This is a genomic window from Gammaproteobacteria bacterium (assembly GCA_019911805.1).
In the GTDB taxonomy this organism is placed as follows: Bacteria; Pseudomonadota; Gammaproteobacteria; order Thiohalobacterales; family Thiohalobacteraceae; genus JAHJQQ01.
In genome coordinates, this window is record JAIOJV010000041.1 from 28,500 (window position 1) to 53,201 (window position 24,702).

The 24,702-nt window shown below is 57.9% G+C and carries 15 protein-coding genes; 6 read left to right on the plus strand and 9 right to left on the minus strand.

Annotated elements, in window-relative coordinates:
• Positions 1-2 precede the first annotated feature (2 nt).
• Both K8I04_03880 and K8I04_03885 read right to left on the minus strand, forming a co-directional pair.
• Positions 3-1,997, minus strand: coding sequence for a DDE-type integrase/transposase/recombinase (locus K8I04_03880; GenBank protein MBZ0070853.1), 1,995 nt, complete (start codon positions 1,995-1,997; stop codon positions 3-5).
• Positions 1,998-1,999: 2 nt separating this feature from the next.
• Positions 2,000-2,674, minus strand: a complete 675-nt coding sequence (locus K8I04_03885; protein ID MBZ0070854.1) for a Tn7 transposase TnsA N-terminal domain-containing protein — start codon at positions 2,672-2,674, stop codon at positions 2,000-2,002.
• Positions 2,675-2,957: 283 nt separating this feature from the next.
• On the opposite strand from K8I04_03885, the gene K8I04_03890 reads away from it, so the two are divergent.
• On the plus strand, positions 2,958-3,446 hold the full coding sequence (locus K8I04_03890) for a restriction endonuclease subunit S (GenBank protein ID MBZ0070855.1): 489 nt from the start codon (positions 2,958-2,960) through the stop codon (positions 3,444-3,446).
• 2 nt (positions 3,447-3,448) lie between these two features.
• The gene (locus K8I04_03895) at positions 3,449-4,936 is read left to right on the plus strand and encodes a type I restriction-modification system subunit M (protein ID MBZ0070856.1); all 1,488 of its coding nucleotides are present in this window, start codon (positions 3,449-3,451) and stop codon (positions 4,934-4,936) included.
• A gap of 142 nt (positions 4,937-5,078) precedes the next feature.
• On the opposite strand, the gene K8I04_03900 is transcribed toward K8I04_03895, so the two are convergent.
• The 6 genes from K8I04_03900 to K8I04_03925 all read right to left on the minus strand — a co-directional run bounded on the left by K8I04_03900 (position 5,079) and on the right by K8I04_03925 (position 17,949).
• Positions 5,079-8,462: a hypothetical protein gene (locus K8I04_03900; GenBank protein ID MBZ0070857.1), complete on the minus strand. Its 3,384-nt coding sequence runs from the start codon at positions 8,460-8,462 to the stop codon at positions 5,079-5,081.
• 79 nt (positions 8,463-8,541) lie between these two features.
• Positions 8,542-11,559 (minus strand): type I restriction endonuclease subunit R, encoded by a 3,018-nt coding sequence (locus tag K8I04_03905; protein ID MBZ0070858.1) that lies wholly within the window; start codon positions 11,557-11,559, stop codon positions 8,542-8,544.
• Positions 11,556-12,500 (minus strand): phospholipase D family protein, encoded by a 945-nt coding sequence (locus K8I04_03910; GenBank protein ID MBZ0070859.1) that lies wholly within the window; start codon positions 12,498-12,500, stop codon positions 11,556-11,558. The genes K8I04_03905 and K8I04_03910 overlap by 4 nt, the downstream gene beginning before the upstream one ends.
• A complete protein-coding gene (locus K8I04_03915; protein ID MBZ0070860.1) occupies positions 12,497-14,605 on the minus strand; it encodes an NADAR domain-containing protein in 2,109 nt (702 codons plus the stop codon). Before K8I04_03915 ends, K8I04_03910 begins: the two co-directional genes overlap by 4 nt.
• An 18-nt stretch (positions 14,606-14,623) precedes the next feature.
• Positions 14,624-15,514, minus strand: a complete 891-nt coding sequence (locus K8I04_03920; GenBank protein MBZ0070861.1) for a hypothetical protein — start codon at positions 15,512-15,514, stop codon at positions 14,624-14,626.
• A 134-nt stretch (positions 15,515-15,648) separates the two neighbouring features.
• Positions 15,649-17,949: a type I restriction-modification system subunit M gene (locus K8I04_03925; GenBank protein ID MBZ0070862.1), complete on the minus strand. Its 2,301-nt coding sequence runs from the start codon at positions 17,947-17,949 to the stop codon at positions 15,649-15,651.
• A gap of 497 nt (positions 17,950-18,446) precedes the next feature.
• Between K8I04_03925 and lexA the strand changes: the two genes are divergently transcribed.
• From lexA to K8I04_03940, 3 genes are all read left to right on the plus strand, one after another.
• On the plus strand, positions 18,447-19,049 hold the full coding sequence (gene lexA / locus K8I04_03930; protein ID MBZ0070863.1) for a transcriptional repressor LexA: 603 nt from the start codon (positions 18,447-18,449) through the stop codon (positions 19,047-19,049).
• Entirely contained in the window at positions 19,046-19,690 is a 645-nt protein-coding gene (gene imuA / locus K8I04_03935; protein MBZ0070864.1) for a translesion DNA synthesis-associated protein ImuA, read from the plus strand. The genes lexA and imuA overlap by 4 nt, the downstream gene beginning before the upstream one ends.
• 109 nt (positions 19,691-19,799) lie before the next feature.
• A complete protein-coding gene (locus K8I04_03940; protein MBZ0070865.1) occupies positions 19,800-21,383 on the plus strand; it encodes a DNA polymerase Y family protein in 1,584 nt (527 codons plus the stop codon).
• A gap of 6 nt (positions 21,384-21,389) precedes the next feature.
• Here K8I04_03940 and K8I04_03945 read toward each other — a convergent pair whose 3' ends face one another.
• Entirely contained in the window at positions 21,390-22,850 is a 1,461-nt protein-coding gene (locus K8I04_03945; protein ID MBZ0070866.1) for a DUF853 domain-containing protein, read from the minus strand.
• 255 nt (positions 22,851-23,105) lie between these two features.
• Here K8I04_03945 and K8I04_03950 point away from each other — a divergent pair, with 255 nt between their 5' ends.
• Complete coding sequence (locus tag K8I04_03950; GenBank protein ID MBZ0070867.1) at positions 23,106-24,665, plus strand: hypothetical protein; 1,560 nt, start codon at positions 23,106-23,108, stop codon at positions 24,663-24,665.
• Positions 24,666-24,702: the final 37 nt, after the last annotated feature.

Consider the following 24,702-nt stretch of genomic DNA (forward strand, 5'->3'; position numbering starts at 1 on the left):
GATTAATACCTCTTGGATTCAAAGGGAGCATCGTCGTCGGTGTCGGACGGCATGTCGTCGGCTGTTGGAGCGATCAGGGCGGCACTGCTGTCAAGCGTTGTGGCAGAGCGAGTTTCGGTCGATGGAGACTCGATAACGCTGTCGTCTTCGCTAATCGGATCAGATAAGCCGGTGATGGCCTCTAGTGCCTTGAGTTCCGGCATCTTTTCCATACGTAGCAACCGTTTCCGTGAAGACTTGTCTTTGAGCGCCTCGATCGCCTTCCAGGTCTTCCAGCGTTCGAGGAACAGTGCGTTCTGACCATACGCTTCCAGGTCGCGCAAGCTCTGGAGTCGGAGGCGCTTCTGGGTCAGTCGATGCTCGTACAGGCTCAGCCCGCGTGTATAAGCGGGTAGCGTGCAATCGGCCTGGATGAAATCACAGATACCGCGGGGATCCTTGACAAAGACGCGGCCAAGATCGAGTTCGTCGAGATAGACCTGCACCCGTGCCGACTGTTTTTTGGACTTGAATTCCTGTTCAATGACAGTGAGCGCCGGGGAGTACCAAGTGAGATTCTCGACGGTGATACGACCCTTGTTGATCGTCCGGGTAACTACGGTGCGTGCAAGGATGTCGAGGTCTTCTGGCGGGAATGACGCTACCTCGTCACGGCCGGTGGCTTCGGCCCACAATTTCGCAGGCGCACGGCCTGTCGTGGAGTGCGGGCGGACATGGTAGTCATTGTCTATCCAATCCAGCACGATCTTCTCTAGCTCATCGATGGTCAGGCAGGCCATCTTTTCAGAATTGTAATCACCACGGTCCGTGGGATTGGAGAATGTCGTGCCGGGCAGTGTGTGGATGACGTCGGTATTCAGAACTCCGAAGAATCGCTCCTTGTGAGGCTTGGTGTCTGGACTGCGGGGGCTGCCATGCTCAATCCAAATGCCGGTGGCGTTGCAGAAATTACGGACGGAGTTACTGATGTAGTCGGATCCATTGTCCACAATCAGCTTTTCAATCACCCCGAAGAAACCCCGAGACGGACCGCCAACGGCCATTTTTAGGGCCTTGAGAAGTGTCGGCGCCGAAAACGGGATAAAGGTGATGACGATGGCCAGGATGGCCCTGGTGTAGCGATCCATAACCGCGGTCGCGTAGGGACGGCCAACAATTTCGGGGTTGGTCGGATGTCGCACAATGATGTCCAAGAGCTGGCCATCCGCCTCGACGTATTCCAGTGGGCGGGTTGCCAGTTGGCGCACACCTGCGGCTTTGAACTTCCGATTCGCATAGTACGCACCGTGGCGTGACCGCATGCGGTGGTACGGATCGAGGCGGGCGATTCGCCGCTGGACAGTCCGAAGCGAGGGTAGCCGAAAGTCCTCGGGGAGGATGCGATCATCACCGTATTGCTCGATCAGTTCACCATTGATGTGGGAGTGAACTTTGGCGGCAGTCAGGCGTTGCGGGGTCAGATAGTCCTGTTCGATGCGTTCCAGTATCCGTTTCTCTATGGGTAATGGAAGCTTGGTATCCCGGCAGCCCCTGTTGCGGGCCAGGGGGACAAGTGACAGCGGGTTCGAATGACTTTCGTTGAAGGACTTGACCCATTTACAGACCGTGGAAGCGCCGGGTACGCTGGTATCGCCCACTTCTTCAGCCAGCTTCGGCAGAAGCGGTTTAATATGGCGCTGCGATGTCGGGTACTCACAAGTGGCGACAATCGGTCGCACATAACGAAGGCGACGATTCATCTCTGCGGTCTCACGGTCTGAGAGTGCCTGCGGAGAAATGGCATTATTCTGCGAAGACGTCAGAGGGCTCTCGGGATCCGGCTGAATCAACCGCTGAGCTAAAAGTGCGTTGTACTTCTCGATGGGCAGCTGGCGAATCTGACCGCCGTGAAGCGACGCAAAGCGGACAACGCCTGCGACAACGCTGATGACTTGGAATTTGCTACCTTTGAGCAGGTAAACTTGCCCGACGGATGGGAGGTTGTGTTGAGTGTTCATGATCAGCACCACACAGTTGAGTCAGAGCTCAAGGGTCGCGACGTGTCGTGATACGCGCGCTTCAGAAGCAGGAGGCGGTCGGCCAGGAGCGGCGGTAAGCCTTGCTTGGCGAGGGCTTTTCGCAGGGTGCTCAGGGCGACACGCCCCCCGAGTTCGGTCAATGTTGCGAGGGCTTGGTCGAGCAGATGGCTGCTGTAGCGCAGGTGCGAGGCCCGGTACAGGTACCTGGCGTTTTCGTAATCCGGCGCCCGCCGTATTTCGAGTTCCGTGAGTACCCGAAAGCGAATGCCCTGTTCTGCGAGGTGGCGTTTCAGCCAGTGGTGGAAGTCCCGTACCTTCGGATCCTGAAGTGCGCCCGAGAATTTGACTTCGCGCAGTTCGACGTCGCCGATCGTGTCGATGTGGCCGGTGTCGGGGGTGTATTTCCCCTGGTTACCCAAATCAAGTGTCAGTGGCTGGGATTGGTAGCGGACTACCGGCTTTTCGAACTCCAGTCCCAGGCAGTGATCCGCTTCCAACCCGCTCTCGCAGGGTATGAGGGCGTCGTTCTTCACGCTCGGGAAATACCCGACGCGTTTCATGGGAAGTCCCTTGGTGATCCTTCGGACGCCTTGGAGGACCCCGTGCTCCGGTTGGGTGTCGAGGATGATTTGTTTGATCTGGTCTTTGAGTTTCATATTGAGTGTCCTTTTAAACGGCCCCCCGATGGGGCTTTTGCCTGGAGCCTCACCTGTTCGGAGGCTATACTGAACGCTACTTAAAGTACATGCAAAGCTTGTGTGTAGTATGTCCAGGTTACACTTGCCTCCGGTACTTTTCAAGCCTAAAATGCATGAAACTCTTGTGTGTGGTGCCGATGTGAATACTAAGCCATTGTCTGACTTGGCAGATGTCCGTTCGGGTCATCCGTTTCGGGGGGCGATCCAAGCGGATCCCGAGGGGGATGTGCGGGTCGTACAGATGCGTGACGTGACGGAGGGCGAGCCTCTGGACTGGGACCAAGTGACCAGGACCCGGCTACCGGCCCGGGCGAAGCCCGACTGGCTGGAGGACGATGACATCCTGTTGGTCGCCCGGGGCCACCGGCTGTTTTCTGTCCATCTTGGGGAGGTGCCAGAGAAGACCGTCCCGGGGCCCCAGTTCATCCGGATACGGGTGAAAACGGAGGCCGACCGCGTACGTCCGGCCTTCCTCGCCTGGCAGCTGAATAGGCGCACCATCCAGGACTACATCACTTCTATGGTGACCGGAACCCACCTGCCGGTGATCACTGTTGCTGCTGCCTCGGGCATCCCCGTGGCAATACCGAGCGTGGCTGAGCAGGTACGGATCATTGAGCTAGAGCGTCAGGTCCGTGAGCAGATCCGCTGCTACGAAGCCTTGATCAAGAACCGGGTAGAGCTGATGGATGCCGTTGCATATGCAATTCGAAGTGCGGAGGACAACTAACCATGGCGGCGCTCAACATGGCCGATTCAGTTGCGTTAGCCGCAGGGGCCGCGGCCGAAGTCTTCAAGGGAGTGGTGCCGCCTGATCGATTCTGGCTGCACATATTGGCGTTCTTGTTCTTTAAGTACGTCTCCGACGCCGCGCGAGCGACGGGTTCAAAGGATCATCAAGATGATCTGCCGACAGAGCGGGTGAGGCTGCTCGGTCGGCTGGTGCTTCCGAAAGGGAAGGGGTTTTGGGACCTTCACGAACGACTCCATGAGCCCGGCAATGCGCAGCGCTTGGATGATGCGCTATCGGCGTTCGCGGATGAAAACCGAGCCGAACTTGAAGGGGTGTTTCAGGAGTGCCGATTCTCGGACTTGTCCGGGGAAGTTGCATTCAATGATCACGCAGTAGGCGCATTGCTTTACGCCTTCGCGAAGCCGGCACTTGATCTTCGTCCGGGCTGTGTCGCGGACGAACGTGTGGCCAGCGAGGCATTTGATCTCTTGCTGCATCGCTTGGCGCTTGCAGGTGGCGCAGATGACGTGGTCCATACCTCCCCCGAGTTGGCCGAGCTTATGGCGAGGCTCGTCGATCCAAAGCCCGGGGAGGACATTTGCGACCCTGTATGCGGCACAGGGTCTACGCTGGTGGCTTGCGGGAAGCACTTGAGGGCCGTGTCCGGCATGCAGGATTACAGGCTATGGGGCCAGGCCGCGAGCCGGTCTGACTGGGCGCTCGCAAAACTCAATTTGTTGATACACGGAGAGACGAATATTGAGTTGGCTTCTGGCGATGTGATTCGCGAGCCGCGTTTCGTCATGAATGACGACACGCTACGCCAGTTCGACGTCATGGTCTGCAACCCGCCTTTCTCTATAGAGCGGTGGTCTCATAAAGCCGCGGACCATGATAGGTATATGCGCTTCAAGCGTGGGTTGCCGCCTAAAACACGCGGCAACTACGGCACCATTCTGCACATGGTGGCGAGTATGAAGCCTGCACACGGAAGAGTCTGTACCGTCGTGCCGCAGGGTGTTCTGTTCCGGACAGGCAGCGAGGCGTCGATCCGAGAAAAGCTCATCAAAGAAAATCTGGTTGATGCAATCATCGCGCTTCCTGAGAAGCTGCTCTATGGCGTGGCGATCCCGATCTGCCTACTGATTCTGCGCGCAGACAAAACTGACCAGAATGTGTTATTCATGGATGTAAGCGACCGATTTGTTTACGGTAGGGCGCAGAATGCGCTCTCTTCTGAACATATTGAAGAAATCGTGCGCCTCTATAAGGGGCGTACGGATGAGGAAGGGATGGTCGCGCTCGTTGATCCAGAGAAGTTAGAAGAACGCCAATTCAACCTATCGGTTTCGCTGTATATAAAGAAACCGAGTCAAAATGATGTGCGGAGCGTCGAAGACCTCGTGACAGAGTACGATAGGCTCTGTGAGAAGTCTGGTGAGGCGGACGGAAAGCTGCGCGAGTTGCTGACCGAGTTGAGACGATAACCAGGAAACGGAATATGGTTGGCAGGGTGTGTGTCGATACTGTGTTGCCTTGGTTGCATGCTGCACCATTTAGTTTGGAAGTCGGTGTCAGATGGCTTCAAGCTTGAAATGTCCATGAAAGCATAACCGTTTTCAATCATTCTCATTTGACCTGAGTCCGGACATACCGCAGCTGCCAACTTTTTCCTGCATCTAAATCTAGTTTGGAGTGCCAGGACAGCTTGAGGTTGATCAATCCATCATTCCCCTCTACCGGCTCAAATGAAATTTGTACGAACACCCCGTCTGTATGCTCAGTGAATGATAGGGTGTTCATTACTTCAAGTGGTATCAGGTAAGATGATCCTGGGCCAATCGGCGCAACAAAAACTGGAATATCATTCAAACTTCCTATATACCCTTCAGTCTTGAATTGCTTATCGCGGATAAGTCGAGGGTCTTCCGGTCGGTCCGCACGTTCATCATATGTATTTCTTGTCCACTCGAGCAGACAATGCGGATCAGCCCGGCCTGCTACTAAAAGTATCGGTGTGCCTCCGTCGTTGCGGATTCTCATTGCCGCAAGCTTTATCTGCTGCCAATAACCTACGGGGCTGTCTACTTCTGCTATCTCTAAAATTATAGTTTTTAAAATATCTGTCATAACCGATCCGGCTACATGGCTGCTGATTGTACGGTCAAACCACTCAGCCTCATTGCCGGCGCGCTGTGCCATCGGCGGATCGACAAGCTCTCCTTTGTTAATTCCTCTGATAGTTAGACTATGCTCTGTATATTGCTCTCTTGAATATTGGACTTCTCTAAACAACGAAATGGGAGTTGCAGCGTTGTCTTTACTAAATCCTGATCGAGAACTCCAGCTGGCTACTTTTTCTAGTCGTTCATCGCTTATCTGGGCATCCCGCAGCTGCTCTATCCGGAAACCTTCTATGCCAGTAATGATCTGATGAATGCCCGCATCTAAAACCGAGATAGTGCTTCTCAGGCTTGCAGTAACGCCAACTCTTTGTTGAATACAAGAAAAGAGGGTGTCATAGGCAAGATAGTCGGCGTCAGTCAATCTGGTTTTCCATTGCTTAAGTAGATCGACAAATGCACGTAGACCCGCATCGTCCCGTGATCCCCATTGTTGTATTATTTCCATCAGCCGCGCCGATGGTGTCCACCCCTCTTTTGCAAACAGGCATAGGAGTATCAATTGCCCATCTCGAAGGGAATCCAGGTCTTCAAGCCCCCAGCCAGAATAGATGCGTCCGGGAACCATTGCAGGCTTTCCCTGGTTAGAAATCCCCTCTATAACCTTGTTGAGCCGGGATCGATAACCACGATGGTAGCCGCCATCAAAATAGTACTGCCGAATGATCGCAATTAATAAGTCTTCAATAGAGCGGATCGGCCACCCCTCTCCAATTCCCGCTCCTCCAGCTCGTAAGGCTTTTCCCTGACTAAGGGCCGCAGCTAATTGTGCAGGCAAAGACATTTCACAAGTGCAGCCTTTGCCGAGCTGAAGCATGGCGTAGAGCGCCACGCATGTCAGGTCGGTCCAGTAGTTGTAAATGGAGGCTGTCCAAATCGCCTTTGGTGCATTTTCTTCATCGTTTCCGACCATGGAGAGATCAATGACTCTTCTGGCCTCTTCCCACGGTGTATTTAGGATTTCCAGTGTCAGATTGCGTTCGTCACGGATGTAATAGTAAATATTATCGAACCTAAAACGGATTGTGTTCCACCACTTTATGAGGGAATCACAAAGCCATTCCGCACCTTCCTTGTTGCCGAGTGACAGGCTGTCGAACAACATGTGGAGTGTGCCGTCAAGATGCGCCGTATATAGTATTGTGACTTCTCCATACGTACCCCACTCTGGCGGCTCATCTCGTGTTGGCGGAAAGCGATCATTTTTGAGGGATTCCCAGGCACCTACAAATTCCTTGATCGCGGAGTCATAGACTGTAAATGCCGGTGCATTGAGTGCGCCTGGCTCACACGGACCGTGCTTGAGCAATCCTTGTTCTTCTCCTATTTTCGACCACCACCGATTCAGACGGTAGTGTAGGGAGCATGAAAGCTGAAGCAAATGCACTGATATTTCTATTGGACGTATCTCCTCGAATCGGCTGAGTATCCAGCCGGGCACATGCACCAAATAATTGAAATAGGTAGTGCTTGTCGCAAGCCGCTCAATAGCGGCGTCAAAGAGTCGGCGATATTCGCGGGTCCAGAGATCATGAATCCGGGCTTCGAAGGCATGGTGGCGGTCCACTAGATTTGCATAATTGCCATGTTGGCCCGCATCAGTGACAAAGTCGCCTGCTTGCAACAAAGCCGTATGCAGATCCACTAGCTCATGCAATGCTTCCCGAAAAACGACCTCCTCGCCGGTCTCCATGGCGACCTGTACCTCAGTGATCAGTCCATTCAGAATGTCACTGATGTTCAGGGTTGATAATTGTCCGGTGGATGGAGAGAGAACAAATGACTTCCGGATCAGCCATCGCTCCCACCAGCGCAGGCCTGAGCCACCTTCCACGCGGCACAGACCGACGTCATTCTCGTACGACTCTCCTGGAATAGATGGGAGGATTAGCAACCGCTTATGACGTGTTCCAGCTGATGCGACCGAGTGCTGCTCCGATGAAGTCGCGAGATTGCTTTCCCGCCGTTGCCAGCTGCGCACTGCTAGTGACAGCAGGCGGAAGCGCACGTCCAGAATTGTCCATGAACGTTTTCGTCTTACCGTGACCTGAATATCGCCCATGCTACGTCCGACAGGGCTGGGGATAATGGCCGTGTTCGATTCGTTCTCTTCATCACCGTAAACGGGGCCAGGCAGCCAGCCGTAATGGATCGCCCCGCAAAATAGATTGTATTCAAGATTGCTGCGCAGCTCTGCCGGCCAGACATGGTTTATTGCATAGGCGCGCATAATCTCCGCACGACGTTCTGGGCGCAGGTAGTCGAAGGTACGCGCAAGAAACCAGATGGTGCCTAAAATATTAACTAGAAACCAAGCCACATCGAGAATTAGCCATTGAAACACTACAGACTCACTAGCTATGGGAATAAAGACAAATTGCACCCCCATTGTGGCCACAAGAAACAGTGCGCTAAGGCCGGTTAATATGGCTGCGGAGTAATGCAGATAGATGTGTAGACTGGCCTTTGCGGAGTGACGGCGCTGGAGTAACAAAGTTACAAAACCAATCACGATGGGATAGATCATCGCGGCAATGGCGGCCTGGACCGTCCACAATGTAGAAAAGTGCTCCTGGATGTTGGGGGGTGATAAAACTGGGTCAGACGATACGAGGGTTGTTAGTGCATGATAGGCCCATACTGTCGCGGATAGTCCAATAACAATAGATAGCAATTCCAGGGGAATTCGTACCGGATGTTCGCCGGCGGCGATCAACGCCCTCATATACCAAGGCCAGTCTGTCTCACGAAGATACGCGTTGGCCCTGCGCCATTCTCTTAACTCACGTCTGAGTCGATAATGGAGTGTATTGAGAATCTTCTGGATCATCGCGCTTTCCGCTGACAGAGGTGCTCTGGCCTAGTGGATGACAGTCGTTCTTCCGTATAAATAAATACACGCCGCGTATCTAGATCTGAGACGTAATTGCGTACACCATGTCGCCGACAAAGCGCTTGAACGATTCGTTCTCAACGAACTGCTTATAGACCTGCGTGTCATCCTTCAATAGGTGCTGCATCACTTTGGCCAGTGCCTGGTCGTGAGCCATGCGCGCGGTGTGTGGCGTATTCTCTTTCGCATGCTGGTAAGCCGTGTCGGCCGCCACCTTCGGTGCGATGTCTTCACGGATGCGCTTCGCGACGCGGTCAGTGTCAGTGAATAGCGTGCCGAACTGTTCGTTGAAGGTCTTGAGGATATTACTCAGGCGGTCAAGCTCTGGTTCGCTCTTTCGACCACCCGCATCCGTCGGAACGGGTTCGATCTCCGCATCTTCGTCCGCCAGCGCGATCTTCAACACGGCCTTTTTCTCGACCCGGTAGCTGTCCATGTCAATGGCTTCCAGGATACCCCTGGCGAGGTCTTCCTCCTGTGGTGCCGGCAGTTTGGGTATCAGCAAATTGAGCAGGACCGAGAGCTTCTCCCATTCGCGGTTGCTGTAGGAAATCAACGAGGAAAGGAAGCTGTAGGTGCGGCAAAACGCCTTGGCCTTGCCCTTGAAGTCAACTTGTCCGTCTTCGTCGAGCTGATTCATATAAACCGCCACGCATGCATCGAGAATCGGATCGAGCTTGTCGCGGTCGGCACCGCCAAGGAACAGCTCCACCAGCTGCTGAACTTGCTCAGGTGAATATACCTGGGCGGCATCCAGCGCTGCCTTCAAGTCGTGCAGCTTGTTGGGGTCGGTTTCCTCGGCGAGCAACGTGGTGCGGTAGTAGTCCTGGAAGGCCAAGGTAATGGCTTCGCTGTTGTTCTGGAAGTCGAGCACGAAGCAGTCGTGCTTCTGCGGGTGGGCGCGGTTGAGACGCGACAGTGTCTGCACCGCCTTGATACCCGAGAGCGCCTTGTCCACATACATGGTATGCAGGAGGGGTTCGTCGTAACCGGTCTGGAACTTGTCGGCGCAGATCAGAAAGCGGTACGGGTCATTCTGGATGTTGGCGGCGATCTCTCCGCTGGGGAAACCGTTGAGCGATACCTCGCTCACCTTGGCGCCGCCGTACTCGTGCTCGCCCGAAAAGGCGACGATCGCCTGATACGGGCTCTTCCGCTCCACGAGATACGCCTTGAAGGCATGGAAGTACTGGATCGCCCGCTCGATGCCGCTCGTCACCACCATCGCCCGCGCCTGCCCGCCGATCTTGCCGGCGGCGAGCACCTGCTCGTGGAAGTGGTCTACCATGATCTCGGCCTTGAGCCGGATCGCATGGTCGTGGCTTTCCACATAACGGCGCAGCTTCTTCTTCGCCTTCTTGATATCGAATTCCGGGTCGCCCTCGATCTTCTTCACCAGCTTGTAGTAGCTGTCCACGGGCGTGTAGTTCTTAAGCACATCAAGGATGAATCGCTCCTCGATCGCCTGCTTCATGGTGTAGCTGTGGAACGGCCGGTGCTTGACCTTGCCTTGGGCATCGGGCGGCAGTGGTACGCCGAACATCTCCAGGGTTTTGTTCTTGGGTGTGGCCGTGAAGGCGAAGTAGCTGGCATTGGTCAGCATCTTGCGCGCCGCCATGCGCTTATCCAGCGCCTCGTTGATGATGTCCTCCGCATCCTCCCCGGCATCATTGCTCTCTGCTGTATCGCCGAGCGCCTGACTCATTGCCGCCGAGGTCTTGCCGCCCTGGCTCGAGTGCGCCTCGTCGATGACAATCGCGAAGGTCTTGCCACCCTCAGTGGCGATCTCGTCGAGGATGTAGGGGAACTTCTGCACCGTCGAAACGATGATCTTCTTGCCTTCCTGGATGAACTTGCGCAGGTCGCCGGATACCTTGGCGTGACCCACTGTCGCACCCACCTGCATGAACTGCTTGATGGTCTTCTGGATCTGATCGTCGAGGATGCGTCGGTCAGTAACCACGATCACCGAGTCGAAGATCGACTTGTCGTCGCGCTTCACGCCAATGAGCTGGTGAGAGAGCCAGGCGATGGAATTGGATTTGCCGCTGCCCGCCGAGTGTTGGATCAGGTAACGCTTACCGACGCCGTTGGCGCGCACATTGGCCAGCGCCTCGCGAACCACGTCGAGCTGGTGGTAACGCGGCCACACCTGCCGGCGCTTCTTCCTGCCGGTGCGTTCGTCTTTCTCTTCGACGATCTGCGCATAGTTCTCGAGGATGTTGGTCAGCCGCGCCGGAGTGAGCACCTCTTTCCAGAGGTAGTCGGTCTTCAGGCCATGTGGATTGGGCGGGTTTCCCGCGCCATCGTTATAACCCTTGTTGAAGGGCAGAAACCACGAGCCCTTGCCCTTGAGTTCGGTGCACATCTGCACCTCGCTGTCGTCCACCGCGAAGTGCACCACGCAGCGGCCGAAGCCAAACAGCTTTTCACGCGGATCGCGGTCGCGCTTGTATTGCTCCACGGCATCGGCGACGGTCTGCTTGGTGAGGCTGTTCTTCAACTCGAAGGTGGCGATAGGCAGGCCATTAATGAACAGACCCAGATCGAGCGCACGGCGCGTCTCGTCCATGCTGTAGGCAAGCTGACGCGTCATCGAAAAGCGGTTCTGCGCATGCAGCGCCGCGGCCTTGGCGTTGCCCGGTGAAGGCGTACCGTAGAACAGATCGAAGTGCACCGGCCCGTGCTCGATACCCTTGCGCAGCACATCGATGACACCCCGCTTGCCGATCTCAGTCGCGAGCCGCGCGAGGAACTTGAGACGGTTAATATCCTTGGCATCGTTGGCATCGGCCATTGCCAGCTTCTTGAACGCCTCGGGCTGAGTCGCGCGCAGGAAGGCGAAGAGCTGCGGCACGTCCAGTGCGTGGGCGCGGTCGAAGTCCTTGGCGCTGCCGGCAAAGTAGCCAATGCCGCCGAAAGGCGCAGGCGGCTCTGCGACACTGTCCTGTGGAACGGCCAAACCATCTACGCCAGTCATGTGCCGCATGATGAGCGTTTCGAGGCCCTTCTCGGTGGTGTCCGTGGTGTTCATGGCTCAATCACCCAAGTGCTCAAGAGTGCCTGTGCAAACGACCTGTCGCGGACCATCCCATTACGGCGCAATTGCTTCTGGGTGCATCCAATCGTTCGCGCCAACGACTTTATCGGTCGGCGTCGCCGGGCAGGCCGCTCCAAGTAGATAAACGACACCTGTTTTTTTCCATCCCGCCGGGTGCGCACATGCAGGACGTTGCCGGGCGGCGCCACCAGGATATTGCCGTTGCCTTCGTCCAGGACTTGAATGATCACATCCCCGCGCTGATAAATACACTTTCCCGTATTGCGGAAGCTATCCAGTTCAAAGCTGCGCGGATGCTTCCGTCGTTTCTCTGCCACCGCCAGAGCCGAATCATGCAGCGTCTGGTCTCGCTCCGACCAGTCTTCAAAGTGGAGCTGAGCGAGAAATAGGCGCGGCAATGCCGGGCGTTTAGAGGTTCTTGCTTGTTGCCGTTTGCCCGGCTTGCCCCCGGGGATGAGCGGCGGACGGTAGAGCTTGGCCAAGCGTTTCAGGACCGTGGGCGTCAGTTCATGAAGACAATGCTGTTGCACGAATTCCCGGGCAGCGTCGACTGCGCCCGGCTCGGTGGTGCGAATGACCGCTTCAACAAGGTGCGAAGCAGAACGGCTGGAGACATTGGTGGAGCCGATATATGCGGTACGCCCCAAGACGAACACCTTGGCGTGCAGGTTGGGCACGCTAAATATGCTCACGCCGCGTTTCGTGAGCTTGATAAGGTCAGCAGGGCAGGTTTGGCCGGAGGCGACCGACCGTTCGCTGGCATCCACCACGAGGCGACTCCCCTTCGGCAGCGGTAGGAGACGGCTGGCACCCGCACCAAAATACGCGACGGCCACCGCGCAGCGCTGCCGTGATCCACGGACCGCCCTGGTCAATTGCGGCCATATCTCCTGACTGACGAATTCAATGCTCAAAGACTGAGCTCCTCCTCGTCGACGGTTTCGGCATCGAAGCTCAAATAGGCATCGTCTTCGGTAGTGTCGGCCGCGGTGACTTCGGGTAATTGCGTCGCAGCCTCGCGGACATCGAGTTTGCCGGTCACCACATCGGCGACGAGGCGGGTGCGGTATTCGATCATTAATTGAATCTCTCGGGAGAGCCGGTGTATGGCGGAGTCCAAAGCCCCCGTTTCACACTCGATGTAGCCAAGAATCTGGAACCGCTCCTCAGGCGGCGGCATCGGAGTCTTTATGCCCAGAAACCGCTCTTTCGGAATAGTATTGCGCAATCCGGAATACAGAGGGCTAAGCAGCTTGCGATCATCCATCGCAATGTAGAACGATTCCAGAAACCTAGCAGTATCGTGATCAGAGCATTCCATCACGGTGTAGGCACCGGTGATCATGCCGTTGAATCGTGAGTGACCAACGGTGCGCGGTGTTTCTGGCACATCGAACAGACAAAAGACCAAATCACCGACCCTCACCTCTTGCGAAGTACCCATGTCGGAAGAGAACTTACCTCTCATTTCCGCTAGGTCTCGCACGATTACTCCGCGTTTGGTGAGTGACAGCAGTTGAAACTGGTTGTGTTTCTCGCCGACGAGCACCTTTCTAATCCGTAGGAAGGCGCGATTAGGTGCCAGCTCCCAATGCTGCGGAATGTCGCCGAGCCAGGGGATGCCGGAGGGTTTGAGGGGGGCGGAGGGTTTGAGGCCGCGGGTGACAGCGCGGTGGATGATGGCCTGCTTCTGCTCGTTGAGGAGCGCGATCACCTTCTGCTTCGCCAGGATCGCCCGCTCCAGCCGCCCGTTCGCCCAGTCCAGAAACCGCACGATCGCCGCCTGCTCGTCGGGAGGGGGTTGGGGAGTTTTTGTACCCAGAAACCTATCAGCAGGAATCGTGTTCCTTAAGCCGGAGTAGAGCGGACTAAGGAGTTTCCTATCGTCCATGGCTCGATAGAATAACTCGAAGTACTCAGAACTGCCTCTGCCCAGAGATTCAAACACCGTATACGCCCCGGTGATCATTCCGTCGTGACGAGATAGGCCCACCGTTCGAGGCGTCTCCGGCACATCAAACAGGCAAAAGACAAGGTCACCGTGTCGAACCTCCTGTGAGGTTCCCATGTCCGAAGAGAACTTCCCCTTTCCAGTCGTGATGTCACGAACTATAACGCCCTGCTTTGTAAGAGAGAGGAGACGGTAATCACTATGGCGATTGCCGACGAGGATTTTTCTTTTACGGATAAGACCACGGTTGGGAATCAATCCCCAATGCGTCGGCACACGCCCAAGCCACGGCAACCCCGACTCCTTATATGCTGAATACGGTTTAAGGTCGGCGATGCGGATACCGCACTCGTTACTCTCTAAAGAAGCGGCCGAAGGAGATTCTTTTACTACAGGCTCATCAAACAATGACGGCTGCATCACAGCCGGACCATCTATATGCCCGTGAGATGCACGTGCGGGTAACTCCTCCGTCACCTCGTCTAGATGGGATTTCTTAATGCCAACAGCCTCTATAGGCCGTCCCTCAAGCATAAAGTCTGGGATAGTCAACGGTTGCACGTACTTGAGCGATTCTCGACTGCTTGTTTTGATTTCTTCTCTCAACTCCATCAGCAGCCGGCCAAGAACGTTCATGCCGACCAGCGTGCACTCATCAATAGGTTTGGCGCCCCAAAAGTCATCCTTGCTCGACTGCTCAACAATTTGCTTGTCACCCGTCTTCAGGAGCAGCTCGCTGAAAGAACGCCAGTTTTGCGCGAGTTTCACCCTCAGGCACCAGCGCATGATCTTGACGCGCACCCGATCCCAATCCGGCCGTGAATCCTGGCGGTACGGCTTGCTCTTCATCTTCGCAGTCATCGGGCTTGCCTCGCCGATGATGAGCCGTTGCACCTCGGGACGGTGCGGGAACCGACAAGCCTGGTAAAGCGCCTCAGAAGTAAGAATGCGCACGCCATTGACACGCAACGGGAAGCCTGCCGCCATATTGGACAAACCGCCAAAGGCTTCCTTCGTCTTGGAGAAGACTGCGCTTTCGGAGCGTTTGTAGGTGCGGATCTGCTTCATCACTATGCTCGTTGACTATCACCAAGGAATGACAATCTTTGCTCCTCCGTATGTTTTCCTAGGCAATAGCGGATACCAGTGGAACGGCCCGGAGGTCGCTTCAGGGTCACCCCACCACAGCGCAAGTGGTGTGTTGTTTGGGCAGTTCCGGAAGGTAGCGATCATCGACCCGAACCCTAGACCGAAGGGGCTGAACCCCAGCGGGCGCATAACATCCTTAGGATGTTCGCTAAAAGATCGAATTTTGAGTCCCGCAATTAGAAATTCGCGTTCAAGCAATTGTCGCCCTTCTTCACAGGAAAAGGGACCCAATTTTCCACCTGGCTTTCTAGGTTCGAATGGAAACTTGTGGGGCTTGGCTAGATATTGCTTTACCAGTTCGTCATCGGGCACTTCGCATGGCCAAAGCACTTCCGAGTCATTCTTGTAGTACTTGCGGTTCTCGATATTCAGGGAGCGCCAATAGTGGATTTCGATTTTTTTGCCTGAATCTGCGATGGCTTCTTTGATTCGCTTGCCGACCATATATTCACCGCTAGTATGAATAGCAGCGACAATTACATGAACAGTAGCCTCCATAGAGGCTTGTTCTTTAATCCATTTTACCAAATCATTCCCGACGCGATTACCGCTGAACATCACGTCATCCAGGTAGATGTACGCGCCTCCGTCCCGGCCACAGTCTTTGACTCGAAGTTTGCACTGAGCATGTAACTCCGCATCGAAGATTTCCAGTATCTCCTTTTGACTGTGGCCATTATCCTGGATCGACAGAAAATGGGCGCTGGCCCAGAAAGCACAAGGGTCTTCCCCTGCCAGTTTCTTGTTCTTGACGAGTTCCTTGAGGAAACCGGAAACCGTATCTTTGTTGACGTACGTCTTCTGAAGGACGTGGTCCAATTCGCGCAGCATTGGAAGGTGGACCCCTGTATCAAACTGCTTCACCCAACGATCAACATGCCCCGGAATCGGCTGGGCGATCTCGCCCGCCCGGTAATCCCGGATGGTGTGGGCAATGGATGCCAGCAGATCGCTGCGCTCGGTCATTTCGCGCCTCCACCAATAATTTCGGTGATCAGGCCTTCGGTTTCTTTCTCCAGCGCGAGTATGTCGGCGCGTATTTCGTCCAGCGTGCGCAGCGGTTTCGGTTTGTAGAAGTGACGGGTGAAGCTTATCTCGTAGCCGATCTTGGTCGCGTCTGCCTTGATCCATGCGTCTGGCGTGTAGGGGAGCACCTCGCGGCGGATGAAGGCCTCGATGCCGCCGTCTTCGAGTAGTGGCACCTGTTCGGTATCGCGCAGGTCGGCATCGTGTTCGTGCTCGACGATAGCGGGCTTGCCGTCCAGCGTAACCTCATACAGGCCGCGCAGCGGGTCGGGCTTGGTCTTGCCGGGTTTGTGTGTCTTGCCGATCACGGGCGGCGCGGTTTCGACGCGCCAGCTCACGGCTTTGAGGATCTGCTTCAGGTCGGCCGCCGGGAGTTTGCGGTCCGCTTTCTTGAGCGCCGCAGCCACGCGATCACGGAAGATGTTGTGGTCCTCGAAGAGTTTGTCGCCCAACGTCTCGCGTAAGGCCATGGCGGTTTCGACCAGGCGTGCGTCGCGTTCCCAGGTCTTCGGGTCGAGCAGCTTCTTCTTCTTTTTCTCGGGTATGCCCTTCTTGGCGCCGCCGTCTTCTTCGTTGCCCTCGTCCTCGTCGCTGGACCAGTCGGCGAGGCGCTTCTCCAGCGCCCCTGAAATCTTGTCGAAATTGGTAACGAGATCGTCGCCGAACTCGTCGTAGAGCGCGGCACGCAAGTCTTCGTCACCGGAATCGAAACGCAGGGTTTCGATGGCCTTGCGCGTGAGCTGACTGTGTAGGCGCAGCGGGCGGTCGACCGTTACCTTCCAGTAGCCGAAAGCGGCATTGGGGAAGATTTTGGACTCGGGAGTATCCTTGAAGTCGAGGAAGGTGCGGCTGATACGCTCGATGTTCTCGGGCGAGAGCTCGCAATTCTTCTTGCCGAGGTTTTTGCGCAACGGCTTGTACCACTGGCTGGCGTCGATGAGTTGCACTTGGCCCTTGCGGTGCGAGGGCTTTTTGTTGGACAGCACCCAGATATAGGTGGCGATGCCGGTGTTGTAGAAGAGGTTGAGCGGCAGCGCGACGATGGCCTCGACCCAGTCGTTCTCGATGAGCCAACGGCGGATGTTACTTTCCCCTTGGCCGGCGTCGCCGGTAAACAGCGAGCTGCCGTTGTGGACTTCGGCGATGCGGCTGCCCAGCGCCGATTTATTGTTCATCTTCGAGGCCATGTTGGCGAGGAAGAGCATCTGGCCATCGCTGGAGCGGGTGACAAGCGAGAGCTCTTCGCCCTGGTGCATCACCTTGAAGCGCGGATCGCGCATGCCGTCCTTGCCACCCATTGCCTCGAGGTCTTTCTTCCAGCTCTTGCCGTAAGGCGGATTAGCGAGCATGAAGTCGAACTCTTGCGCCGGGAAGGCGTCGTGCGCAAGCGTGGACCATTCCGCGCCGCCAACGATGTGGTCGGCGCTTTCGCCCTCGCCTTTGAGCAGCATGTCCGCTTTGCAGACGGCGTAGGTCTCGGGGTTGATCTCCTGGCCGTAGAGAAGGCTCGTGATCTGCTGCTTGCGCTTCGCGCCGATGGCCGCGAGCGTTTCCTCTGCCACGGTCAGCATGCCGCCGGTACCGCAGGCACAGTCATACAGGAGGTAGGTGCCGGACTTGAGTTGGTTCTCGATCGGCAGGAACACAAGGTTCGCCATCAGGCGTACGGCGTCGCGCGGCGTCCAGTGTTCGCCCGCCTCTTCATTGTTGTCCTCGTTGAACTTGCGGACCAATTCTTCGAAGACGGTGCCCATCGCATGGTTGTCGATGCCGGCCGGCGACAGGTCAATCTCGGGGTCGAGGAACTTGTTGATGAGCGTGCCGATCGCGTCAGCCTTGGACAGGGTTTGCAGCTGATTACGAAACTTGAAGTTCTCGAGGATGTCCTGAACGTTGGGTGAGAAGCCGTCGAGGTAGTCTTCGAAGTCGGCGAGCAATTGCTGCTGGCTGCCGCGTGATTTGAGGTCGCGCAAGGTGAACTTCGACGTATTGTAGAAAGCCTGGCCAGCTGCTTCGGCGAGCGCGGCGCGTTGCTCGGTGATGCCTGCCTTGTCGAGCATCGCCTTGGTTTCAAGCACCTTTTGCTTGGTGGGCTCGAGTACGGCATCCAGGCGCCGGATAACGCACATCGGCAGGATGACGTCGGGGTACTTGCCGCGCTTAAAGAGGTCGCGGAGTACGTCGTCCGCGATTCCCCAAATAAAAGAGACGATCTTATTGTGTGTGGCCTGGTCCATGCTTGAACGACTCAAAAGCGTATTTATCGCGCACCAGGACAGCCCCAGTCACGAAGGGTTGGATGAAATAATGTACTTGGGCGAAGCTCCCTAGCCCGGAACTCAATTCCGATTGCCCTCTTTAGCTACCCACCGCTTCTCGGGCGGTTATCAGGTATCAGCGCACGATTCTGGGGCTGAGCCCGTGTCGGTATGCGCCGTGCAGCCCCATTTGTATATTCGTCGCGCGACCACCCGCCGGCATCGGAGGGGGCGAGATCATTCTTTGGGGCTAAAAATTCCTGTAAAGGCCAGAGCTTACCGCATTGTGTCTGAATCGTCATGCCCTTTCCGGGGGCGGGGAGTAGAGGTTGGAAAATCTCGTTTTATCTGGCACCCAATCTCATTTTTACTGGCACCAATCTCACTTTCCGTGGCGCTCGACGGCTCCTGACTTGATTTGTACCTGAGGCTGTATATACTTCCAGGTACTGTATAAATCATCAGGTGATGCCAGCATGTCCGAGTTGACCCCGCGCCAGGCCGAAATCCTGGAGCTGATCCGCGAATCCATCGCCGAACGCGGTTCACCACCGACCCGTGCCGAGATCGCCACGGCTTTCGGCTTCCGTTCACCCAATGCTGCCGAGGAGCACCTCAAGGCACTGGCGCGCAAGGGGGCCATAGAGTTGTTGCCGGGCTCCTCGCGCGGTATTCGTCTGCTGGAGGAACCCGGTCTGCCGGTGGTCGGACGGGTCGCGGCCGGTTCGCCCATCCTGGCCGAGCAACACATCGAGCAGCACTACGAAGTCGATCCGCGGGTGTTCCAGCCGCGCGCCCATTATCTGTTGCGGGTGCGCGGTATGAGCATGCGCGATGCCGGCATTCTCGACGACGATCTGCTCGCCGTACATCGCACGCACGAGGCGCGTAACGGTCAGGTGGTAGTGGCACGTGTCGAGGACGAGGTCACCGTGAAGCGCTTCCAGCGACGCGGCAGCCAGGTGCAGTTGCTGCCGGAAAACCCCGATTTCGAACCCATCCACGTCGATCTGCGCCACCAATCCCTGGTTATCGAGGGATTGGGCGTCGGTGTCCTCCGGACCGGGCACGCACTATGAATCTCGATCATCTGTTGCAGCGCGCCGACATCTGGCGTGGTAGTGAGCAATCCACGCGCATGCCCGCCATCTCCACGGGCTTTGCGGAGCTGGATGCGGTATTCCCCGGCGGTGGCTGGCCGCAGGGCGCGCTGACCGAACTGCTGGTACCGCGCGAGGGCATAGGTGCCCTGCAGTTGCTGCTGCCGGCACTCGCGCGCCTGAGCCAGCAGCAACGCTGGATTGCCTGGGTGGCGCCGCCCTACATCCCCTATGCCCCGGCATTGGCGGCGGCGGGGGTGGACCTGTCGCGGATGCTGCTCATCCATCCCCGGGCTGGAGGCGATGGCCTCTGGGCCATAGAACAGAGCCTGCGCTCCGGCACCTGCGGCGCCGTGCTGGCCTGGCCCGTCGTCGGCGACGGCAAGGTCCTGCGCCGGCTGCAGCTGGCCGCCGAGGCTGGTCAGTCGCTGGGTATCCTGTTCAGACCGGAGCAGGTTGCCGAACGGCCCTCGCCGGCGGCGCTGCGGGTACAGATCTCGCGTCGTCACGATGGTGTGGCGGTGCAGGTGCTCAAACGCCGTGGTGGCTGGGCGGCCGGCCCGGTGCCGCTGTCGTTGGATCAGCTGCTGCGGCAGACGCCGGAGCCCTGCCTCTCCTGAAACGATCCGCAACGCGCTGACCATAGGCTGCCTGACATAGTCGCACTCTACGGAGAAATCCCTGCGTGCGATCTGTTGATCCGCCCCGAGTGCCGTCAGAGTTTTTCGCATGTTGTTCCGCAAGTCTGCAGGCAAGCCGTCTTCCACACAGGCCTTATTGCGTCTGGTCGACCGCGGTGTGTCGTCCAAGGAGGATCACACCGACTCCGGTATCGGCGCGGACACTGGTGCGCGTCTGTGGTTGTGCGTACATCTGCCGCAGCTGCCGTTGGAGGTCTATGTCCGCGCACAGCCCGAGCCCGAATCCGGGGTCCTGGTCATTCATGACGGCCATGCGCGCAGCCCCTGTGTCATCGCGGCGACGCCTCGGGTACGGGCGGCCGGTGTGCAGGCAGGTATGCGTCTGGAGGCGGCACACGCCCTGTGCGCCGGTCTGCGGGTGCAGACGCGTGATACCGTGGCCGAGCAGCGGCTGCTGCACAACGTTGCCGCCTGGTGCGGCCAATTCTCCTCCCTGATAACCCTGGTACCACCGGATACCATTCTGGTGGAGGTGCGCGGCAGTCTGCGCCTGTTCGGGGGCATCGAGCCTGTATGGAGGGCCGTGCAGACAGGTGTACAGGCCTTGGGTCTCACGGCGCAATTGGCGTTGGCACCGGTACCGTTGGCCGCGACCTGGCTGGCACGTGCCGGCATGGCGGTGAAACTGGTTGGACAGGGCGGGGTGGTGCGACAGCTGTCGCGGCTGCCGCTGGCGGTGTTGGGGCTGGATGAACGTGATCATGTCTCCCTGCAAGGCATGGGGCTGCGGCGTCTGGGGGATATCCTGCGCCTGCCGCGTGCCGGTCTTGCGCGGCGTCTCGGTCCGCAGCTGCTGAATCGTCTCGACCAGGCCTTGGGGCGTGTGCCCGATCCGCGACCGCCCTTCGAGCCGCCGGCACGCTTTGTTAGTGAACTTTTACTGCCCGATGATGTGGAGGTCATGCAAGGCCTGCTCCCGGGTGTGCAGCGCCTGACAGAGGAGCTGGGCGGTTGGCTGGTGGCGCGCGTCGCCGGCGTGACGGCATTGCGACTGTCGTTGCAGCATCAGAGCGGGCGCGACACCGTCGTCCGCGTGAACTGTGCCGAGCCGACTCGGGATGCGCGGCATATCTTTACTCTGTTGGAGGCCCGACTGGAGCGGGTGCGACTGCCAGCCCCGGTACAGGCCTTGCGGCTGCTGGTGCTGGATAGTCGTCCGCTCGCCGGGCGGTCCACCGATCTCTTCGAGGGTGCGCACGCACCTCGACAGATTCTGGTGCAGGCACATGCCGTTCTGCTGGAACAACTGCGTGCGCGGCTGGGTGACAAGGCGGTACGCGGGCTGTGCCTGCGTGACGATCATCGACCGGAACACGCCTGGCGCTGGTGTGAACCAGGAATGGGAGACGCAATTCCGGAGCCGGTTTCGCTGCGGCGCCCGCTCTGGCTGCTGCAGGGGCCGGTGCCACTGCGCATGCGCGATGATCGTCCCTGGCTGGTGGGCGAGCTGCGACTGCTGTCTGGGCGCGAACGCATCGAAGGCGGCTGGTGGGACGGCACCGATGTGGCCCGTGATTATTTCATCGCCGAAGACCGGCACGGTGCCCGCTATTGGATCTTCCGCGAACTGCGCAGGGAGGGGCGGTGGTTCCTGCAGGGGATATTCGCGTGAGAAAAGCTAGCGGCCCTTGAAAATCGTCCCGAGCACACCACGCAGAATCTGGTGTCCCAATGAACTACCGAGGGCGCGCGCCATGCTCTTGGTGAAGGCCTCGCCAACGCTCTGCCGATTGCTCGTCCGGCCATTGTTGCGTCCGCTGCCGGTGGGCGGACGGACTTCCATTTCCGCAACAGCCTGTTGGGCGCGCCGCTCCAGTAGCTCATAGGCGGATTCACGGTCGATGGGATGATCGTACTTGCCGCCGATCGGGCTGCGGCCGATCACCTGCTTGCGCTCCTCTGCCGTTGCTGGACCGATACGCGAAGTTGGTGGGCAGATCAGTGCACGCTGCACGACGCCAGGGATGCCCTTGGCGTCCAGCAGCGAAACCAGAGCTTCACCGACGCCCAGTTCGGTGATAGCCCGTTCTGTGTCGAGCATCGCGTTGGTACGCAATGTCTGGGCGGCGGCGCGTACTGCCTTCTGATCGCGCGGTGTGAAGGCACGCAGGGCGTGCTGTACCCGGTTACCGAGCTGGCCGAGGATGGTATCGGGGATATCCAGTGGATTCTGGGTGACGAAATATACACCGACACCCTTAGAGCGAACTAATCGCACTACCTGCTCGACCTGCTGCACAAGCGCCTTTGGTGCGTCGATGAAGAGCAGATGTGCCTCATCGAAGAAGAACACCAGCTTCGGCTTCGCCTGGTCGCCGACCTCTGGCAGCTCCTCGAACAGTTCGGCCAACAGCCACAACAAGAGTGTGGCGTAAGCCTTGGGCGTCTGCATGAGCTTGTCCGCGGCAAGGATGCTGATGACACCATTGCCGGAAAAATCCGTGTGCATCAGATCGGTGAGGCCCAGCGCCGGTTCCCCGAAGAAGCGTCCGGTACCCTGCTGCTCCAGTACCAGCAGCCCGCGCTGGATCGCGCCCACCGATGCGCCACTGATGTTGCCATAGGTGCTCTTCAGTTCTTTGGCGTTGTCACTTATATAGGTGAGCAGTGTGCGCAAATCCTTCAGGTCGAGTAGCAGCAGGCCCTGGTCGTCGGCCAGCTTGAAGGCGATGGCCAGCACTGCTTCCTGGGTATTATTGAGATCGAGCAGTCGGGCCAGCAGTAGCGGCCCCATATCCGAAATGGTTGTACGGATAGGATGTCCCTGTTCTTCGAACAAATCCCAGAACAGCGTGGGGTAGGTGCGCGGTGTGAAATTCGCCAGCCCCACGCGTTGGGCACGCTCCAGCAGCTTGGGTTTGGCCTCTCCTGCCTGACTGATACCGGACAGATCACCCTTCACGTCCGCCATGAACACGGGTACGCCACAGCGCGAGAAGCCTTCGGCCAGTACCTGCAGGGTTACGGTCTTGCCGGTGCCGGTAGCGCCTGCAATCAGCCCGTGGCGGTTCGCCATGCTCATCAACAGATGCAGGGGTGTCTCGCCATGACCGATTTGGATGTGCTCGGAGGTCTCCATGCGATGGCTTCCTTGGTGTTGTGGGGTGCTGTGGCCGTTTGGAATGCAAGGATGTGCCCAGCATCCCCGGCAGGCCGGAGTGGATATCACGCGCCTCGCAAAGTGTGACACAGGTCTCTGGTCGGGTGACCGTGCGCGGCACTTTTGTACGTCCCGTGACGCAGGTCGCTAAGTTTACCGGCTGTCGGTCGACAGATCCGCCAGACGAGCAGAACGGTACGATGCGGCTTGGCCGCGTCCACGAGGCCAGCGACAATGAACGAAGCCATTACAGATATTTCCGAGGAAACAACACGCTGGGAGCGTGTCAAGGCCTTCTGGGCGGCCCTGTCCCAGCGGCTGATCGAGCATCATCCGAAACCCTTTCTGGGGGTGGCCATCGTTGTGGCACTGATCGGTTATGCGGTACCACTGCTGTTTCCCGTGGCGATGCTGGCGCTGATCTTCGGGTTCGTCACTGCGCCCCTGGAGGGCGGGCTGGCCGCCCTCCAGGGGCAGTGGATCACGTTGTCCCTGCTGGCCCTGTGTGTGACATTCACCGTGTCGCTCTGGCGTCTGCGGGTGGGTGATCCCATAGGGGAATCGCTGACTGCCGAGCAGGCCCCGGCGTTGTTCGCGCTCGTCGATGAGATCCGTTCGGCGTTCCAGGCACCGGTGATCAGCGACATCCACCTGTCAGATGATGCCCGACTCACGGTACATCGGGTGCCGCGCACCGGCTATCCGTTCCTGTTCCGTCATGTGCTGGTGGCAGGGATGCCCACCCTCCAATGTCTGACGCTCGATCAGTTCAAGTGTCTGCTGGCCGCCTGTGTGGGTGAATTGTCCGCTGTACGCACGGATGTGGCCGGCTGGATCAGCCAGTTGGCCCGTACCTGGCGCCAGTATCGAGCAGCGGTCGCCGGGCGCTGGACACCGGCTGCGCTACTGTACCGGGTGTTCCTGTCCGGCTACGCGCCATTGATGACTGCATTGGCCGACCGTCTGGACGGCACCCATCGGCTCAAGCGCGATCACTATGCACTTGAAGTCGCGAGCGATGACCTGGTGGTCGAGATGATCGTCGGTGAAGTGATCATGCAGCGCTTCCTGAAGGAGATCTATTGGCCCACGGTCATGGCGGCGGCCGAGCATTCCGCCACGCCGAATTTCAAGGTATTCCGCAACCTGGAGGCGGTATTCCGCAAACGTGTCAACCCCGACACCGTGCAGACCTGGGTACGCGAGGCCTTCGTCGGCAAGTGGCGTGACAATGCGGGCGATCCGGGCCTGAAGGCGCGGCTGAACGAGGTTGGTCACGGCGATGTCCACTATCATTCTCCGCAAGCCGTCGGCGCAGCCCAGGCGCTCTTCGGTGCGAGCTACCAGTGGCTCATCGACCGCTGCGATGTACGTTGGGCGGGAGAACACCAGGAGGCATGGCGCAGCCGCCACGAAAAGGCCCAGCGTCAATACAGCCGCCTGTACACCCTGCGCGAGCTGCTGCAGCGCCACGGGTTGCGAGGCAGTGAGGCTATGGAGTATGCCGCCCTGGTCAAACGCTACGGTACGCCTGTGGAGGCCATGCAGGCATACGAGCGCATTCTGGAGCTCAATCCGGAGGATGCGCGTATCACGTTCGGTGTCGGCAAGTTCATGCTGTCGCGCAAGGATGTGCGCGGCGTGGAGCTGTTGGAGTCCGCCATGCGGATGGACAAGCGCCTGGTCGACCCGGCCTGCCGGCTGATTTCCGGCTTCGCGGTCGAGCACAAGATGCAGAATGCCGTGCGCAACCAGGTCTCGGACGATCCCAAGGATCGGCTCAAAATCGCCTGACGTCGGTCGTCTGCATCTTGCCGCTGCGCGGCCTTCC

Bases quoted from the DNA above. Each gene is read 5' to 3' on its own strand.
- K8I04_03885 (MBZ0070854.1), bottom strand. From the start codon at position 2,674: ATGAAACTCAAAGACCAGATCAAACAAATCATCCTCGACACCCAACCG.
- lexA (MBZ0070863.1), top strand. From the start codon at position 18,447: ATGTCCGAGTTGACCCCGCGCCAGGCCGAAATCCTGGAGCTGATCCGC.
- imuA (MBZ0070864.1), top strand. From the start codon at position 19,046: ATGAATCTCGATCATCTGTTGCAGCGCGCCGACATCTGGCGTGGTAGT.
- K8I04_03925 (MBZ0070862.1), bottom strand. From the start codon at position 17,949: ATGGACCAGGCCACACACAATAAGATCGTCTCTTTTATTTGGGGAATC.
- K8I04_03950 (MBZ0070867.1), top strand. From the start codon at position 23,106: ATGAACGAAGCCATTACAGATATTTCCGAGGAAACAACACGCTGGGAG.
- K8I04_03915 (MBZ0070860.1), bottom strand. From the start codon at position 14,605: ATGAAGCAGATCCGCACCTACAAACGCTCCGAAAGCGCAGTCTTCTCC.
- K8I04_03945 (MBZ0070866.1), bottom strand. From the start codon at position 22,850: ATGGAGACCTCCGAGCACATCCAAATCGGTCATGGCGAGACACCCCTG.
- K8I04_03905 (MBZ0070858.1), bottom strand. From the start codon at position 11,559: ATGAACACCACGGACACCACCGAGAAGGGCCTCGAAACGCTCATCATG.
- K8I04_03890 (MBZ0070855.1), top strand. From the start codon at position 2,958: ATGCGTGACGTGACGGAGGGCGAGCCTCTGGACTGGGACCAAGTGACC.
- K8I04_03880 (MBZ0070853.1), bottom strand. From the start codon at position 1,997: ATGAACACTCAACACAACCTCCCATCCGTCGGGCAAGTTTACCTGCTC.
- K8I04_03895 (MBZ0070856.1), top strand. From the start codon at position 3,449: ATGGCGGCGCTCAACATGGCCGATTCAGTTGCGTTAGCCGCAGGGGCC.
- K8I04_03900 (MBZ0070857.1), bottom strand. From the start codon at position 8,462: ATGATCCAGAAGATTCTCAATACACTCCATTATCGACTCAGACGTGAG.
- K8I04_03940 (MBZ0070865.1), top strand. From the start codon at position 19,800: ATGTTGTTCCGCAAGTCTGCAGGCAAGCCGTCTTCCACACAGGCCTTA.